The sequence below is a fragment of the Kitasatospora sp. NPDC029312 genome (assembly GCF_055569215.1).
Map to the genome: position 1 here is coordinate 130,095 of NZ_JBVHXY010000007.1, position 17,050 is coordinate 147,144.

General features: G+C 72.9%; 12 protein-coding genes. 5 read left to right on the forward strand and 7 right to left on the reverse strand.

Features of this window, described 5'->3' with window-relative positions; all coding sequences use genetic code 11:
• Window positions 1-56: 56 nt before the first annotated feature.
• The 3 genes from ACZ4WV_RS08850 to ACZ4WV_RS08860 all read left to right on the forward strand — a co-directional run bounded on the left by ACZ4WV_RS08850 (window position 57) and on the right by ACZ4WV_RS08860 (window position 3,293).
• Window positions 57-1,223: a low temperature requirement protein A gene (locus ACZ4WV_RS08850; protein WP_465744265.1), complete on the forward strand. Its 1,167-nt coding sequence runs from the start codon at window positions 57-59 to the stop codon at window positions 1,221-1,223.
• 78 nt (window positions 1,224-1,301) lie between these two features.
• Window positions 1,302-2,030 (forward strand): uracil-DNA glycosylase, encoded by a 729-nt coding sequence (locus tag ACZ4WV_RS08855; protein WP_465744267.1) that lies wholly within the window; start codon window positions 1,302-1,304, stop codon window positions 2,028-2,030.
• A gap of 207 nt (window positions 2,031-2,237) precedes the next feature.
• A complete protein-coding gene (locus ACZ4WV_RS08860) occupies window positions 2,238-3,293 on the forward strand; it encodes a glycoside hydrolase family 6 protein (RefSeq protein WP_465744405.1) in 1,056 nt (351 codons plus the stop codon).
• A 67-nt stretch (window positions 3,294-3,360) separates the two neighbouring features.
• Here the strand turns inward: ACZ4WV_RS08860 and glxA are convergent, their stop codons facing one another.
• The 4 genes from glxA to ACZ4WV_RS08880 form a co-directional block, all read right to left on the reverse strand.
• Window positions 3,361-5,292 carry a radical copper oxidase GlxA gene (glxA, locus tag ACZ4WV_RS08865; protein WP_465744269.1) on the reverse strand — a complete coding sequence of 644 codons (1,932 nt, stop codon included), beginning with the start codon at window positions 5,290-5,292 and terminating at the stop codon, window positions 3,361-3,363.
• A 34-nt stretch (window positions 5,293-5,326) separates the two neighbouring features.
• Window positions 5,327-7,549, reverse strand: a complete 2,223-nt coding sequence (locus ACZ4WV_RS08870; protein ID WP_465744271.1) for a glycosyltransferase family 2 protein — start codon at window positions 7,547-7,549, stop codon at window positions 5,327-5,329.
• A gap of 350 nt (window positions 7,550-7,899) precedes the next feature.
• On the reverse strand, window positions 7,900-8,553 hold the full coding sequence (locus ACZ4WV_RS08875) for a 3-oxoacid CoA-transferase subunit B (RefSeq protein WP_465744273.1): 654 nt from the start codon (window positions 8,551-8,553) through the stop codon (window positions 7,900-7,902).
• A gap of 4 nt (window positions 8,554-8,557) precedes the next feature.
• Entirely contained in the window at window positions 8,558-9,319 is a 762-nt protein-coding gene (locus tag ACZ4WV_RS08880) for a CoA transferase subunit A (protein WP_465744275.1), read from the reverse strand.
• Window positions 9,320-9,703: 384 nt separating this feature from the next.
• Between ACZ4WV_RS08880 and ACZ4WV_RS08885 the strand changes: the two genes are divergently transcribed.
• Window positions 9,704-10,609 (forward strand): alpha/beta fold hydrolase, encoded by a 906-nt coding sequence (locus ACZ4WV_RS08885; protein WP_465744277.1) that lies wholly within the window; start codon window positions 9,704-9,706, stop codon window positions 10,607-10,609.
• 32 nt (window positions 10,610-10,641) lie between these two features.
• On the opposite strand, the gene ACZ4WV_RS08890 is transcribed toward ACZ4WV_RS08885, so the two are convergent.
• Window positions 10,642-11,922 (reverse strand): polysaccharide deacetylase family protein, encoded by a 1,281-nt coding sequence (locus ACZ4WV_RS08890; protein ID WP_465744279.1) that lies wholly within the window; start codon window positions 11,920-11,922, stop codon window positions 10,642-10,644.
• A gap of 412 nt (window positions 11,923-12,334) precedes the next feature.
• Window positions 12,335-12,931 carry a DedA family protein gene (locus ACZ4WV_RS08895; RefSeq protein ID WP_465744281.1) on the reverse strand — a complete coding sequence of 199 codons (597 nt, stop codon included), beginning with the start codon at window positions 12,929-12,931 and terminating at the stop codon, window positions 12,335-12,337.
• A gap of 681 nt (window positions 12,932-13,612) precedes the next feature.
• On the opposite strand from ACZ4WV_RS08895, the gene ACZ4WV_RS08900 reads away from it, so the two are divergent.
• Entirely contained in the window at window positions 13,613-14,704 is a 1,092-nt protein-coding gene (locus ACZ4WV_RS08900) for an LLM class flavin-dependent oxidoreductase (RefSeq protein WP_465744283.1), read from the forward strand.
• 111 nt (window positions 14,705-14,815) lie between these two features.
• On the opposite strand, the gene ACZ4WV_RS08905 is transcribed toward ACZ4WV_RS08900, so the two are convergent.
• On the reverse strand, window positions 14,816-16,948 hold the full coding sequence (locus tag ACZ4WV_RS08905) for a putative bifunctional diguanylate cyclase/phosphodiesterase (RefSeq protein ID WP_465744285.1): 2,133 nt from the start codon (window positions 16,946-16,948) through the stop codon (window positions 14,816-14,818).
• Window positions 16,949-17,050: the final 102 nt, after the last annotated feature.

A 17,050-nucleotide genomic window follows, 5' to 3' on the forward strand; every position in this document is an offset into this window, starting at 1 on the left:
CGGGGCCGCTGCGTTGGGCGGGGTCCGGGTGCGCGGGGTCGGGAGGCAGGGCGCTGATGAGTACGCCGGGGGAAGCGCAGGGGCCGGGCGAGAAGCGGGTCACCTGGGCAGAGCTCTACTTCGACCTGGTGTTCGTCTTCGCGATCACCCAGGTCTCCGGGCTGCTGCACCACCAGCACGACCCGACCGGCCTGGTCCGGGCCCTGGTGGTGTTCGTGCCGGTGTACTGGTGCTGGGTCGGCACCACCGTGCAGGCCAACATCCGGGACGTGGACAACCCGCGTGACCGCGTGGGCATCCTGCTGGTCGGGCTGGCCGGGCTGTTCCTGGCGCTCGCCATCCCCGGCGCGTACGGCCGGCGGGGCCTGCTGCTCGGCGCCGCGTACTGGCTGGCCCGGGTGGTGCTGCTGCTCCTGCTGGTCCGCATCCCGGGTGTCTGGCGCGGCCCGTACGGGGTGGGCGTGCTGGTCAGCGGGCCGCTGCTGCTGGTCGGCGGACTGCTGCCGGACGGGCCGAGGCTCGCGCTGTGGGCGGCGGCCGCGCTCTGTGACCTGGCCGCGCCGCTGGTGTTCCGGCAGCGGCTCGCGAAGGTGGCGTACCACCCGGCGCACATGCCGGAGCGGTTCGCGCTGTTCCTGCTGGTGGCGCTCGGCGAGTCGATCGTCGGGATCGGCGCCCCGGCGGCCGCGGCCCGGCTGGACGCGGCCGAACTCACCGCGGTCGCCGCGGCGTTCACCATCTCGGCGGGCCTGTGGTGGCAGTACTTCGTGTTCGCGGCGGACGCGATGCGGCACGCCGTGGAGGTGGCGGACTCGCGGCGGGACGTCGTGCGGCGGGTCTTCCAGTACGGGCACCTGGCGCTGGCCGCCGGGGTGATCGGGGTCGCGGTCGGCTTCGAGGAGACGGTCACGGACCCCTGGCGGGCGCTCGGCGCCGGATCGGTGGCGCTGCTGTACGGCGGGTGCGCGCTCTACCTGCTGACCTTCGGCTACACCCGCTGGATGATGTTCCGTCAGGTGTCGGCCACCCGGATCGCCGCGGCGGTGGTGGTGCTGGGCCTGCTGCCCGCGGTGGTGCGGCTGCCGGCACTGGCGGTGCTGGTGGCCCTGGCGGGGCTGCTGGTGGTGCTCAACGCGGTGGAGCACGCTCGGGTCGCGCGGGCCGAGGCTGCTGCCCCGTCCGTTTCTCCGGCCGGTGCTCCGGACGCCGCTCCGCTGGACTGAGTTGTCGGTGGGGCTGTGTAGCGTTCGGTGTGTAAGAGGGCAGGCGGCGCGGCAGCCGCGGTGTGGGAGGTAGATGTCGTGACGGACACGGTCGAGGCGGGCCTGGTCGAGGCCGACGCGGGTGGCGGGCTGGAACTGCCGGAGTCCTGGCGCGGGGTGCTCGGCGCCGAGACGGAGAAGCCGTACTTCGCGGAGCTGGCGGCCTTCGTGGCGGCCGAGCGCGCGCAGCACCAGGTGTTCCCGCCGAGCGGTCAGGAGTTCGCCGCGCTGGAGGCCACTCCGTACGACAAGGTCCGGGTGCTCGTCCTCGGCCAGGACCCGTACCACGACGACGGCCAGGCGCACGGCATGAGCTTCTCGGTGCTGCCCGGCACCAGGACGCCGCCCTCGCTGCGCAACATCTTCAAGGAGCTGCACGCCGACCTGGGCGTCCCGACTCCGGACAACGGCTACCTGATGCACTGGGCCGAGCAGGGCGTGCTGCTGCTCAACGCGGTGCTCACGGTCCGCGCCCACGAGGCCAACTCGCACAAGGGGAAGGGCTGGGAGAAGTTCACCGATGCGGTGATCAAGGCGGTGAGCGCGCGTGAGGAGCCGGTGGTCTTCGTGCTGTGGGGCAACTACGCCAAGAAGAAGCTGCCGCTGATCGACACCTCGAAGCACGTGGTGGTGCAGGGCGCGCACCCCTCGCCGCTGTCCGCCAAGCTGTTCTTCGGCAGCCGGCCGTTCTCGCAGATCAACGCGGCGCTCGAAGGTTTCGGCGGCGAGCCGATCGACTGGCGGGTGCCGGACCTGAAGCAGGGCTGACGCCCGGCCGGGGCGTCACTGAGGTCGGGGTGGCCGCGGGGTGGGCGGGTTCGAACTACCGTCCGTCCGCGGCCACTTGCCGTTCTCCGCGGTCGGGCGCCGGTCGGGGCGGGGTGTGCTTAGCTGGTGCAGACCGGCCGCCGGGCCGGTGCGGTGCGGGGCCTGCTCGGAGGGCGGTGCGTGCGCGGGGTGGGACGGGTGGGAGCGATGCGGTGGGCCGCGCTGGTGGCGGGGCTCACGCTCGCGGTCTCCGGCTGCGGCGGGCCGGGCGGTGACACGCACAGCGGTGCGACGGGCGCGCCCAGCACTGCCGGCACCGCCACCGCCACCACGACCACCACCGCTGCGCCCGGTACGGCGGGCGGGACCGGTGGCCTGGAGCAGCTCCCCGGCCAGACCTTCTACGTCTCCGACCAGACCAACGCCGCCCGGCAGCTCGCCGCCCTGCGCGGCCAGGGCCGCACGGCGGAGGCCGACACCCTGCTGCGGATCGCCGGGCAGCCGTCCTCGCAGTGGCTGGGCGAACAGGGCGCCCGGCAGATCGCCGAACAGGTCAGCCGCCGGGCGGCCGAGGCGGACCGGACGGCCGTCTTCGTCGCCTACGACATCCCGCACCGCGACTGCGGCCAGTACTCGGCCGGCGGCGCCCCCGACGCGGCCGCGTACCGCTCCTGGATCACCGGCGTGGCCCAGGCCCTCGGGGACCGCAGGGCCTGGGTGGTGCTGGAGCCGGACGCCGTCGCGCACACCCTGGACAACTGCGGGATCAAGGGCGACCTCGCCGCCGAGCGGTACGGCCTGCTGGCCTTCGCCGTCCGGGAGTTGAAGAAACAGCCCAACGTCCGGGTCTACCTGGACGCGGGCAACCCCGGCTGGGCCCAGGACCCGGACGACCTGGCCGCCGCCCTGCGCAGGTCGGGCATCGCCGCGGCCGACGGCTTCGCGGTGAACGTCGCCAACTTCTACTCCACCGACCGGAACGCGGAGTACGGCGACCGGCTCTCCGCCGCCCTCGGCGGCAAGCACTTCGTCATCGACACCAGCCGCAGTGGCAACGGCTCTTCGGGCTCCGACTCCTGGTGCAACCCGCCCGGCCGGGCGCTCGGCGAGCCGCCGACCACTGAGACCGGGCGGCCGAACGTCGACGCCTACCTGTGGATCAAGAACCCGGGTGAGTCCGATGGCGAGTGCGGCCGCGGCGAGCCCCGGGCGGGCGAGTTCTGGCTCCCGTACGCGCTGGGGCTGGCCCGGTCGGCGCGCTGAGCCGCCCGGGCCGGGCCGGCCTGACGCCGGCCGGCAGCCTGGTCCGTTCACGCCGTGACCTGTCCGTTCACGTCGTGACCTGGACCCAGCGGGCCACTGACGGCGTGCCGGCGGCGTCCGTCAGGAACAGCATGTACCAGCCGGGCGGCAGCAGGTTGGGATTGCCCGGGAGGGCGAGCGAGACCCCGTCGGCGGTGCGCCCGGTGATGTCCAGGGCCACCGAGCGCTGCTCGACGTCGGTCACGTGGGTCACCGAACTCGGCCGGATCAGCTTGGCGGTGGTCACCGCTTCCGGTCGGGAGGTGCCGACCTTGACGGTGCCGCCGAGCTTCGCGGCCTCCGGCGCGGCCGTCACCTGCGGGCGGTCGCCGTGGTACAGGTACGGCGGGGTGTAGATCTCGATCCGCTGCTCGAAGCCGCCCGGCTGGGTCTCCGCCTTGTCCGCGAAGAGCGGATTGGAGCCCAGCACGGCGACCCGGCCGTCCGGCAGCAGCAATGCCTCGGAGTGGTAGTCACGGCCGACGGCAGGCTCGGCGGCGGTGCTGAAGCTGTTGGAGTCCGGGTGATACACCTGCGCCTTGAGCAGGTCGCTGTCGCCCCGGCCTCGGTAGCCGCTGGAGCCGCCGGTGGTGAACACGGTGTCGTCCGGAAGGATCACGCTGTTGAGGTAGCGGGTGCCGCCGGCCGGCAGGTCCGGGCCCGGTGTGAAGGCCGGCGCGGCGGCCGAGAGGTCGGCGATGTCGGTGCGGGCCGTGGACAGCGGGGACTCGCCCACCCCGCCGCCGCCGAGCAGCATGACCTTCTGCGCCTGCGCGGGCGGCAGCAGCACCGAGGAGGAGGTCTCGGTCAGGCCCGGGTCGCGCAGGCCGGGGACGGGCTGGAAGCTGTTGTTCGACAGGTCCCACACGCCGGGCTCACGGCCCTGCTCGGCGGGGCCGTAACCGCCGTTGGAGCCGGAGTAGAAGAGCTTCCCGGAGGCCGTCAGGAAGATCGACGGATAGGTGGGGAAGTAGTGGTCGGGGGCCTTGGCCCAGGTCTTGGTCCTCGGGTCGAAGACCTCGTTGTCCTTGCCGTCGAGGATCTGGCCCGTGTCGTCCAGCCCGGAGACCGTGACCACCCTGCCGTCGCCCAGCCCGGTCAGCGTCGGGTACCAACGGGCGTGCGCCATGTCGGTGACCGGCTCGTAGAGCTCGGTGTCCGGGTTGAACTCGAAGGCGGAGCGAATGCCCTGGTACTCCTGCTTGTCCAGGGTCAGCTTCTCGCTCTGCCCGTACAGGTTGTGGGTGTCGGTGCCGGTCAGGCCCTTGATCCGGTACTGGGCGGGCGAGTCGGCCACGTAGGCCGGGCCCTCGCCCACCGCCTCGACGAACACGTGCTGCTCGCCGGCGGTGACCACGGTCTGCCGGCCGGAGCCGGTCTTCGTCGCGGCGGGGACGGTCACCGGGGCGGTGCTGGCGTACTCGCGGCCGTTCGGGGCGACGAAGACGGTGCCCTGGGGGAAGGTGCGGTCGCGCTCCGGGCTCTCGTTGCGCACCCGCATCACGCCGGCCGCCTTCTTCACCGCGGCGGCCAGCTTCTCGTACCGCTGGGTGCCACCGGCCACCAGCACCCGGCCGTCCGGGAGGGAGGTGTGGCCGCCGCAGAACATGTCGGCCGGGGTGGGCACCAGTTTGTAGCTGTTCTTGGCCGGGTCCCACAGCAGGCTCTTGAAGGTGCCCGCGTCGAACTGCTTCTCGTCGTTGCCGGAGCCGGCCACGATCAGCACCTTGCCGGTGCGCAGCAGGGTGGCGTGGACGGCGTTGACCCGGAACTCGGCGGGCAGGGTGAGCGTCTGCCAGTGGCCGTACCGCGCCTTGTACTCGGGCCGGTTGATCACGTAGTCGTGGTACCGGTCGCCGACGAAGCCGAGGACGGCCGGGGCGTTCATCCCGGCGACGGTCAGCGCGAGGGTACTGCCGAGGGCCAGGCGCTTGGTGCGGCCGGCGTTGCGGATCTTCACGGTGGTTCTCCCCTCGGGAGGCGGGCGGGCCGGCTCAGCGGATCGGAGTGCCGCGCCCGGGGTGGCCGTCGCGGACGTGGGCGGCTCCAGGTCGGTCGGCTCCCGGTCGGTCGGTCCCGGGCCGGTCGGCTGCGGGCCGGTCGGCTGCGGCGAGGCGGAGTGTGAGCGTGGGGCTGTCGAGCGCCGTCGTCTGCGCGGGAGCTGCCGCCGGGGGCGTGCGGGAACCGCGCGCGTGGCGCGGTCGGCGCTTCTCCAGGACGACCTCGGGGGTCGCCCCCCGGTCGCCGGTCACGGTGAGCGTGGCGGTGGGCCTGGTCCGGCGGCGGCGGACGGCGTCGCCCGCCAGGATCAGCAGGGGGAGCACGGTCAGGACGAGGGCGATGCAGGCCCAGGTCCGCATCGCGGCGTGGTCGTAGCCGGTGTAGTGGGAGGCGACGACGGCGCCGCCGAACACCAGTGTCCAGAACAGGTGGAAGCGGAAGGTGCCGAGCCGGTCGGTGCTGGCCTCCCGGCCCTTGGGCGTCACCACGAAGCGGTTGCGGCGGCGCACCAGCGCCTGGAGCAGCGAGGCCGCGTAGATCGGACCGCACAGTGCCGACATCATCATGCCCGCGACCCCGGAGGAGCCGGCCGGCTCGTGCGGGCTCACGTTGTGCTTGCGGTTCCAGGTGTAGAGCAGGAGTTGGAGCGCGGCGGCGTCGCTGTAGAGCATCATCCAGATCTCCGAGGAGACGTGGACGCCGGAGGCGCCGAAGCCCAGGTACAGCACGCTGGACACCCCGCCGAGCAGCCAGGTGAGCGCCGCCATCGGGTAGAAGCCCACCATCAGCGCGTAGTTGAGCAGCCGGCCGGGCGACAGCCGCCACATCACCCGCCAGAACCGGGTGAGCAGCGTCTCGTAGCTGCCCCGGCTCCACCGCAGTTGCTGGGAGAAGAAGTCCGTCCAGGAGGACGGGCCTTCGCCCACCGCGAGCACGTCCGGGGTGTACACCGACTTCCAGCGTTCGCCGCTCTGCGGGTTCCGGCTCCGGTGGAACTCCAGACCGGTCGCCATGTCCTCGGTGACGGAGTCGTACAGGCCGCCGATCGACTGGAGTGCGCGGATCCTCACGGCGTTGTTGGTTCCGACGAGCATCGGTGCGCCGTAACGGTTTCCGGCACGTTGGATGAGGGCGTGGAACAGGAACTGCTGGCTCTCGCTGAACTTGGTGACGGCCGAACCCGAACTCCGGTAGTTCCCGTACACCTGGGGGCCGACCACGAAGGCCACGTCCGGGTCGCGGAAGTAGCCGAGCATGCGCTCGCAGAAGTCGGGCAGCGGGACGTGGTCGGTGTCGACGGACACCCAGAAGTCGTAGTCGTCGCCGTGCGCCTGGAGCCAGGCGTTGTAGTTGCCGTGCTTGCTCTGGGCGCGGAACCGGCCCTTCGGGCGGTTCCAGTGCGGTCGGCCGGAGCGGCTGAAGTGGCGCACGCCCAGATCGGTGCAGAGGGTGCGCATCGCAGGATCGTTTCCCTCGTCCAACAGCCAGACGTCGTACGGGCCGTCGTGCCGCACGGCGCGGGCCGCGACCAGTGTGGCCCGGACCATCTCCGGCGGCTCCTTGCCCGGTACGCAGGTGGTCAGGAAGGCGACCCGGGTGCCGGGCTCCGGTGTCACCGGTATCGGGTCGCGGGCGACCAGCGTGGCGTGGGTGTTGGAGACGACGTTGACCAGCCGGAAGACCTCGACCACGGCGATGATCGCGATCATCACCTTGTCCCCGAGCAGCACCAGCGTGTCGGTCTCGTCCGGCCGCTCCGGCCAGTGCTCCGGTAACAGCAGCCAGACCAGCAGGATCGCCTCCACCAGCGGGGCCGCGACCAGCAGCAGGGCGGCCCGGAGCCGGTGCGGCTCGTGGCGTAACAGGCTGCGGTACTGGACGCGGTACGGGGTGTCCGCCCCCGCGGGTTCCGGCGTGCTGCCCGGCTCCGGACGGTAGACGCCGCCGCCGAGCTCCCGGTCCTCGCCCGGATCGACCGCCGGGCCGGCGAGCCGGCTGAAGTGGCCGTAGTCGTACGGCGCTTCGGGGACCGGCACGGCGAGCAGGGCGGCCTCGCCGATGGCGCTGGTGTCGCCGGTTTCGCCGACGTCGTCGCGTCGACCGATCCGGCTGAAAAGACCGGCGCCCCAGGCGGTTTCGTCCCGGCGGCGTTGCTTCCGGCCGCGCCCGTGACGGGCTGTGCCGGCGTCCCCTCGTCGCGAGGACGGCGTGGTCATGGATGCTCCCCCCGGAGTGTCGCGCCTTGCTTCGCTCGGCCTGCCCGCCTCGCCCCGAAGCCGTCCGAACGGAACGCGGCCCGGTGAACCGCCGGCCATCCGACGATCTCCGGGCCGCCCGGCACCTGCGGTCCGACACCAGGAGCGTGTGCGACCGTTGAGTTGTGGGTCCGCGCGACGGCTTCGAATGCGGGATCCCGGTGCACAGTCCGGCTTCCCCTCCGGCGGTGCGGGATCCTTGGCATGCTCAACTCTCCCGGAGCGTTCGGGAGATCGCAACCGATCGGGGGAATGACCGCCACCCAAGCGTGAACAATCGACGGTTCCGGCCATGGTGGCCGGCGTCGGTGCTAAGGCGTGGAATCCGGCGGCAGCAGAACGGCGCCGGTGGCCGACTGCACCTGGGCGAAGGTCACGCCCGGGGCGGTCTCCACCACGCGCAGCCCCTCCGGGGTCACGTCGACGACCGCCAGGTCGGTGACGATCCGATCCACGACTCCCCGGCCCGTGGCGGGAAGCGACAGTTCCTGGACGATCTTCGGCGAGCCGTCCCGGGCGGTGTGCTCCATCACGACGATCAGTCGGCGGGCGCCGTGCACCAGATCCATCGCACCGCCCATGCCCTTGACCACCTTGCCGGGGATCATCCAGTTCGCGAGGTCCCCGGCGGCCGACACCTGCATGGCGCCGAGCACCGAGACGTCGATGCGGCCGGCCCGGACCATGCCGAAGGAGGCGGCGGAATCGAAGTACGACGCCCCGGGCGCGACGGTCACCGTCTCCTTGCCCGCGTTGATCAGGTCGGCGTGCTCGGCGCCCTCCACCGGGTACGGGCCCACGCCGAGGATGCCGTTCTCGGAGTGCAGCACCACCCGGACAACGGGCGGGAGGTGGTCGGGGATCAGGGTGGGCAGTCCGATGCCCAGATTCACGTACTGCCCGTCGCACAGCTCCCGGGCGGCGCGGGCGGCCAGGGCGTTGCGGGGGTCGAGCGGCGTGGGCATCGGTTCAGGCCTCCTGGAGGGCGGGGCGGACGGTCCGGCGCTCGATGCGGCGGTCCTCGGGATCGGCGGCCACCACGCGGTCCACGTACACCCCGGGAAGGTGCACCGCGTCCGGGGCCAGCGCGCCCGGTTCGACGATCCGGTCGGCCTCCACCAGGGTGATCCGGCCGGCCGCCGCGCAGAGCGGATTGAAGTTCCGGGCGGCCGCGTGGAACACGCAGTTGCCGTGCCGGTCCGCCACCTCGGCCCGGACCAGTGCGAAGTCCGCCGTGATGGCCTCCTCCAGCAAATACCGGCGGCCGTGGAACTCCCGTACCTCCTTGGGCGGTGAGGCCAGCGCCACCGAGCCGTCGGCCGCGTACCGCCAGGGCAGTCCGCCCTCCTCGACCTGGGTGCCCACGCCGGCCGGGGTGAAGAACGCCGGGATCCCGGCGCCGCCGGCCCGCAGCCGCTCGGCCAGCGTGCCCTGCGGGGTGAGCTCGACCTCCAGCTCCCCGGAGAGGTACTGCCGGGCGAACTCCTTGTTCTCGCCGACGTACGAGGAGGTCATCCGGGCGATCCGGCCCGCCCGCAGCAGCAGGCCCAACCCCCAGTCGTCCACCCCGCAGTTGTTCGACACCACCCGCAGCCCGGTCGGGCCGGCGTCCACCAGGGCGCCGATCAGCGTGCTCGGAATGCCGCAGAGGCCGAAACCACCGACGGCCAGCACCGCGCCGTCGGGGATGTCCCCGACCGCGTCGGCGGGGGAGCGCAGGACCTTGTCCAAGGGGTCACCTCGTGAGGAGTGGGACGGGCAAGCGGCTGTGACGGGGTGCGGGTGGCCGGGGAGCGGGAAACCCCGGGAGCAGCCGCTCCCGCACGGTGCCGCTCCTCCACCGTCACCGCTCACGGGCCGTCGCAGCCATGGGGACCGCCGCCACGGGTGGACGCCGAACCGTGGCGGCCGGCCACATCCGGATGCCGGAACGGGGGCATCGGCCCGCGGATATGGCGGGCGGAGCCACAACGCGGCGGGCTGATGCAGCGTGCCTACACATGTCGCCGGTGCCCCCGGCACATCTACGGTTCCGGCATCCCGCCGCCCGACCGCCCACTCGGTCCGCACCCCCTCGGACGTCCGGACCGCCCGCGCCACCGGAGGTACCGCCGCGTGAGCCACTCGCCCCTACAGCCCGAGGAGTCGACCGTTCCCGTGCCGGGCGGGGACCTGGCCGTCCTGCGCTGGCCCGCCGACCGTCCGCAGGCGCCGACGGTCGTGGCGGTGCACGGCATCACCGCCAACGGCCTGGCCTGGTACGAGGTCGCTCGCCGGCTCGCCGGACGGGTCACCCTGCTCGCCCCGGACCTGCGGGGCCGCGGCGCCAGCCGGGCGGTCGCCGGGCCGTACGGGCTGGCCCGGCACGCCGACGACGTGGCCGCACTGATCGCCGCCCTCTCCGCGGGGCCCGCCGTGGTCGTCGGCCACTCGATGGGGGCTTGGGTCACCGCCCTCACCGCCGTGCGGCACCCCGAACTCGTCCGCCGGGTGCTGCTGGTGGACGGCGCCGTGAGCTTCCCGCTGCCGGCGGGCGTAAGGGAGGAGGACGCCCTGGCCGCCGTGCTCGGGCCCGCGCTGGCCCGGCTGTCGATGACCTTCCCGGACCGCGACGCGTACCGGGAGTTCTGGCGCCGCCACCCGGCCTTCGGTGACGACTGGTCGGAGGGGATCGACGCCTACACCCAGCGCGACCTGGTCGGCACCGAGCCCGGACTGCGCTCCTCCTGCCTGCTGGAAGCCGTGCGGACCGACGGCACCCACGTGCTGCTGGACGAGGAGGCGGCCGGCGCCGTGCACCGGCTGCCGTGCCCGGCCGAACTGCTGTGGGCGGAGCGCGGCCTGCTCGACGAACCGCAGGGCCTGTACGACCACGAGCGGGTCGAGTCCTCCGGTTTGGACCGGGAGAGGGTCCCGGCCTCACTCGTCCCGGGCACCAACCACTACTCGATCCTCTGGGGCGCGGCGGGGGCCGGCCGTATCGTCCGCAGCCTGCTCGCGGACTCCCCCGCCTCCGGGTAACCGGCCCGGCCGGTCCCGGACGGCGACGGCCGTCAGCCGGCCGAGCCCAGGAAGCTCTCCCAGCCCCCGGCCGGCGCCTGGCCGACGTTGAGCGTGCGCAGCTTGCGCAGGGTGGACTGGTCCTGCACCTCCAGCCACTCGACCAGCTGCCGGAAGGAGACCAGCCGGACCTCGGGCTTGCCCGCGATGGCCTTGAGCGCCCCCTCGACGGCGTCCATGTAGATGCCGCCGTTCCACTGCTCGAAGTGGTTGCCGACGAAGAACGGCGCGCGGTTGCTGTTGTAGGCGCGCTCGAAGCCGGCCAGGTAGGAGTTGGTGGCCTGGGTGCGCCATTCGTCGTACTTGGACGGGTCACCCTTGGTGCTGCCGCCGGACTGGTTGGCCAGGATGTTGTAGTCCATCGACAGGACCTGGAAGGTGTGTCCGGGGAAGGGGATCGACTGCAGCGGGAAGTCCCAGATCTTGCCGTCCTGCACCTTCTGCGGCCATATCTGCAGACCGCCCGGTGAGCTGGCGTCGTACTTCCAGCCCAGCTTGGCGATGGTCGGCAGCAGCGCCTTCTGGCCCTCGAGGCAGGGGGTGCGGCCGCCGATGAGCTCCTTCTTGTAGTCGAAGGGGAGCGGGTCGACGTCGGTGAAGCCGGTGTTGGTGCGCCACTGGGTGACGAAGGATATCGCCTGGTCTATCTCGCTCTGCCAGTCCTCCGGGGTCCACATGTTGACCCCGTTCTTGTCCGGCCGGCTGGAGCAGAAGTGCCCGTTGAAGTGGGTGCCTATCTCGTGCCCGGCCAGCCAGGCCTGGCTGACGAGCTTGAGGGTGCTCTTCACCGCGCCGTCCGACAGGTACGGGATGTCGGAGGCGCCGACCGAGTGCTTCGGCGGGTGGTACAGATCGGCCTTGCCCTTGGGCAGGGCGTAGATCCCGGAGAGGAAGAAGGTCATCGTGGCCTTGTACTGCTCCGCCAGCTTGAGGAAGCGGGGGAACTGGCCGTCGTCGGTGCCGCCCGCGCCGTCCCAGGAGAACACCACGAACTGCGGCGGCCGCTCGCCCGGCTTGAGCTTCTCGGGCTTGGGCTGGTTCGGCTGCGGGCCGGTGTCCATGTTGGAGCCGTCGCCGATCGGCGTGCCCTTGGGCGCCGCCGGCTGGCCCGGGGCCGAGGTGCCGGTCACGGCATCGCCGTTGCCCCCGCCGGGCGATGAGGAGGTGGAGTTCTGTCCCGAACCGGATCCGCCGCTGGAACAGGCCGCGACCGCGCCGAGGGCCGCGGTCGCAGCGGTAGCACTGAGCACCGTCCTGCGCGAGATGCTGGTCATGGTCTCCCCTGGGTGCCGACGCCGGTGGTGAGGGCGGCCGTGGGCCACACCGGTCAAATCGGGCAATTGATGGATATTCCGCCGTTAGCATGCCATGTCGCCGCGACGGCCACCAAGGTCGCCGAGCTACCGACGACAGTCAACACGCCGGATGCGTCCGGCTGGGCTGCGCATATCGGTCGTCTGTTGCGGTCCTGTGACGCTTCGCGCTGAGCGGCGCCAGGGAAGTACGGTACCGCCGCCCTGGCCGACGTCACCCGGCCCGGTGAGAGTTCGTCAGCGGCCGGTACGGCGCATCGCCCGTACCGGAGAATTGTGCTACCGACGGGCTTCGCAGCCCGGTCGGCGCGCCCGGCCCGGCCCAGCTCGGTCCGTCCCGGTCGGGACGGCCGCCCGTCGGAGACGGGCTCGCTCAGAGCGCTGCCAGTCGTCGGTGCCGGCGCACTATTCGTGCGATCGCGGTGCTGATGGCGGTGGCCGCCGCGCAGGAGACCGCCAGGCTCAGCCAAGCCGTGTTGAACCAGTGGCTGTTCAGCCAGCCCAGGGTCACGATGTAGGCGGCCCAGACCAGCGCGGCCAGCGCCGACCAGTGCAGGAAGCGGTGCGGATGGCTGGGGGAGTGGCCGATGGCCAGGTCCAGGATGGTGCGCCCCGCAGGCACGAACCGGGCGACCACCACCATCGCGGCCGCCGCTCCACGCCGGCGGCCGATCAGGGACTGCTGGACCCGGGCCACACTGGCGGCCAGCTTCGGGCGCCGGGCCAGCCGGCGTTGCAGGACGGGCGCGCCGCGCCGGGCCAACTGGAGCAGCAGGAGGTCGCCGAGGAAGGAGGCCACCGCCACGCCCAGGCCGAGCAGCACCGGGGCGCCGCCGACCTGCTCGGTCTTGAGCACGGCCAGGATGACCAGCGTCCCGCTGGGAATGAAGGGGAGCAGGGCGTCGCCGAGCACGGCGAACAGCGCCAGGGCGCAGATCCACGAGGATCCGATCGCCGCCACGAAGTTCAAGGCCCTACTCCCTCCACGCCGCCCGGGGGAGCAGGTGGCTGCTTGTGGCCAACGCTAGCGTCTCGACTTTTCATGCCATGAAGCACCCCGGTATGCCGAGGATCACGTCGGCCGGTCGCGCCGGGCGGGGAGGGCGTGGGTCGGGGCGGCGCGGGGCGCGGTCGGCTGGAGGAGGAGTCGACCGCAGGAGGGACCGCGGAGGGCTCGGAAACGGCACGAGCCCCCGGGGCGGGGTGCCGCGCCGAGGGCTCGCAGGGATCGTTCGGCGCTGGTCCAGCCCGACGATCTTGCTGTCGGAAGGCTGATCCCGTTGGGGAGCCGCTCCTGATCTCCAGCCTGCCGGACGCCGGTCGCCGATCGCGAGCCCCGGGGCTGGCGACTTCCGTTCCTGGCATGAAGTCGCCATCCGTATCCGTCCGCTGGCTCCCCGTCATCCGAACGGTCGGTCGGCGGTCCGGCGTGGCACAGCCGCAACGGGCGGATCGCACCCCGCATCGCACCCGAATCGCTCCCGGATCGCCACCAGGATCGAGTCGCGCCGGCGGGAACAGCCGACCCCGCGCGGTGGTTGACCCCGGTCGGCAGCGAACGACCGCCGGGCCCTCCGCGCCCCGTGCGGTCGCCAGGACGGCCGGCCCGGAGAACAGCCGGGTCAAGGAAAAGCTCAGGAGGGCGGACGGCATGACCACCGAGGACCAGCAGGAGCACGGAACCGAGCCGCCGGCCGGTGCGGCGATCCGGGGCACCGCCCGCGGCACGGCGCCCGCCCCGCTCTCCATCCTCGACCTGGCCACCGTCGGCGTCGGCTACACGCCCGCCGAGGCCCTCGCCGCCACCACCGAGCTGGCCCGCCGCGCCGAGCAGTGGGGGTACCACCGCTTCTGGGTGGCCGAGCACCACGGCATGCCCGGTGTCGCCAGCTCGACCCCGGCCGTACTGCTCGCCCACCTCGGTGCGAACACCACCACGCTGCGGCTCGGCTCGGGCGGGGTGATGCTCCCCAACCACGCCCCCCTGGCCATCGCCGAGCAGTTCGGCCTGCTGGAGGCCCTGCACCCCGGCCGGATCGACCTCGGACTCGGCCGAGCCCCCGGCACCGACCAGGCCACCGCCCGGGCGCTGCGCCGCGGCCTCGGCGAAGGCGCGGACGACTTCCCGCAGCAGCTCGCCGAACTGACCCACTTCCTGGACGGCGACTTCCCCTCCGGCCACCCGTACGCGCGACTGACCGCCGTTCCCAAGGGCGAGGGCCGCCCGCCCGTCTGGTTGCTCGGCTCCTCCGGCTTCAGCGCCCAGCTCGCGGGCCGGCTCGGCCTGCCGTTCGCCTTCGCCCACCACTTCAGCAGCGCCAACACCATCCCGGCCCTGGACCTGTACCGGGCGTCCTTCCGCCCCTCCGCCGTGCTCGCCGAGCCGTACGCGCTGATCGGAGTGAGCGCCGTCGCCGCCGACGACGAGCCCGGCGCCCGCCGCCTAGCCCGCTCCGCGGCGCTCGGGATGCTCCGGCTCCGTCGCGGCAACCCCGGCCCGATCCCGAGCCCGGAGGAGGCCGAGGAGTACCCGTACACCCCGGTGGAGCAGGACTTCATCGACAGCTGGCTCGACAACGTGGTGCTCGGCGACCCGGGGCAGGTCGCGGACGGCCTGGAGGCCCTGCGCAAGCGGACCGGGGTGAACGAGCTGATGGTCACCTCGCACATCCACGGCCACGAGGCCCGGCTCCGCTCCTACGGCCTGATCGCCGAGGCGTACGGCCTGACCGCGACGGCCTGACGGCGACTACCCGACGACGACGGCCCGACAACGACGGCCTGACACCGCCCGCAGCCGTACGACCCCGGCGCAGAGCAGCTCCGACGGCGAACGCCCTGCCCCGCCCGCGCCCTACCGGCCGTGCGGGGCGGGGCGGCCCTCGCGCAGTATGGCCGCGACCCGCTCGGCCTCGCCGGGCCGGGCGAAGTACCAGCCCTGGGCGGTGTCACAGCCCGTCAGCCGGAGCCGCTCGGCCTGGGCGGCGCTCTCGATGCCCTCGGCGGTGACGGTCAGGCCGAGGGTGTGGGCCAGCTGCACCATCGCGCCGACGATCTGCTCGTCGGCGTCACTGCGGCGGGAGCTCAGCTCCGGCCTGGGCGGCCGGTCGGTCGGGGCCGGGTCGCGGAAGCCCTCGATGAAGGTGCCGTCGAGTTTCAGGACGTGCACCGGCAGCCGGGAGAGGTAGGCCAGGTTGGAGTAGCCGGTGCCGAAGTCGTCGATGGCGATCCGCACCCCCATGTCGGCCAGTGCCTGCAGGGCCTGCAGCGGGCGCCCGCCGGGGCCGAGCAGGGCGCTCTCGGTGATCTCCAGCTGGAGCAGCCGGGCCGGCAGTCCGGTGCGTTCGAGGACCCGGGCGACGTCGGCCACCACGTCGGAGTCCCAGATCTGGCGCGCCGCCAGGTTCACGCTCACGAAGGTCTCGGTGTCGGGGAACTCCGTGAGCCACTGCTTGGCCTGACGGCAGGACTCCTCCAGCACCCAGGTGCCGAGCGGCACGATCGCGCCGGTCTCCTCGGCGAGCGGGATGAAGCGGTCCGGGGAGATCGTCCCGTAGCGGGGGTGGCGCCAGCGGACCAGGGCCTCGGCGCCGTGCACCGCGCCGTCGGCCAGCCCGACCAGCGGCTGGTACTCGACGGTGAACTCGCCGCGCTCCAGGGCCGGCCGGAGCGCCGTGGCGAGCAGCTGGCGGGTGAGCTGGTGGGCGCCGCGGGCCGGGTCGTACAGGGTCCAGCGGGCGCGGCCGTCGGCCTTGGACCAGTAGAGCGTGGCGTCGGCGTCCTTCACCAGGTCGGCGGGGGTGGTCTCGTGCACCGACCGCTCGACGACGCCGACGCTGGCGGTGATGACCAGCCGGTGGCCGGCGACGTCGAAGGGGCGTTCCAGCACTTCCAGGATCCGCCCGGCGAGAGCGGTCAGTTGCTCGCTGCCCCTGCTGTCGGTGACCAGTACGGCGAACTCGTCCCCGCCCATCCGGGCCACCAGGTGGGCGCCGCGTCCGGAGAGCCCGCGCCGCAAGCGGGCGGCGACGGCGATCAGCAGCTGGTCGCCGATGTGGTGGCCGAGGGTTTCGTTGATCGCCGCGAAGCCGTCGAGGTCCAGGTAGCAGACGCCGACCCGGCGTTCGGGCCGCGCCGCGGCCCCGGAGCGGTCGGTGCCCATGGCCGCCGCGGGGCCGCCGGTTCCGGGGCCGCTTCCGGAGTCCCCGCCGCCTCCGGGGTCCTCGGCGGTCGGGAGGCAGGCCGCGTCGAGCCGTTCGAAGAAGTAGGTCCGGTTGGGCAGCCGGGTCAGCGGGTCGTGCAGGGCCTGGTACTCCAGGCGGTCGCCGAGCCGGCGCTGCTCGGTGATGTCCTCCACCAGCGCGAGGGTGTAGAGCGGCTGCCCGGCGCCGTCCCGGATCAGCGAGACGGTCACCTTGCTCCAGACGGTGTGGCCCTCGCGGTGCTTGAGCTGCTTCTCCACGCGGAACCGTTCCCGCTCACCGTGGACGAGTTCGGTGAAGAGCCGGTGCGGCATGCCCTCCGGGTCGATGATCTCGTGGAGGTGGGTGCGGACCAGTTCGCCGACGCTCCGTCCGATCAGCGCGGCGAAGGCCGGATTGACCTCGATGATCCGGTCTTCGGGGTCGATCAGCGCCATGCCGATGACGGCGTCGCAGAAGGCGGCCCGGAAGCGGGACTCGCTGGCCCGCAGCGCCGCCAGCAGCCGGTCGCCGCCGTCCTCCCGGCCCGAGGCGTCGGGGGTGGCGAGGTGGGCGCCGTCGGTCAACGGGGCCGAGCAGGAGGGGCAGAGCAGCAGCCCGGGGTCCTCCAGCGTTCCGCACGCGGTGGCCGGGACAGCCGGGGCGGCTGAGGAAGCCGAAGAGCCCGAAGGATCCGAAAAAGCCGAAGTGGCCGAAGTGGCGACCGCCATCGAGGTGATGGAGTCGGCCGGATCGAGGACCGGCGCGGTGAGGTGGCGGTGATGTGACGATTCCTCGTGTCGCACGCCTGGGTGGTGTGCGTCGGCCCCCTCGTTCTGGCCCGGCACGGCATGCTCCCGTCCGCTGCTGACGCTTGACGATGGTGTCCGCCTGGCCGGCCGGGAGTC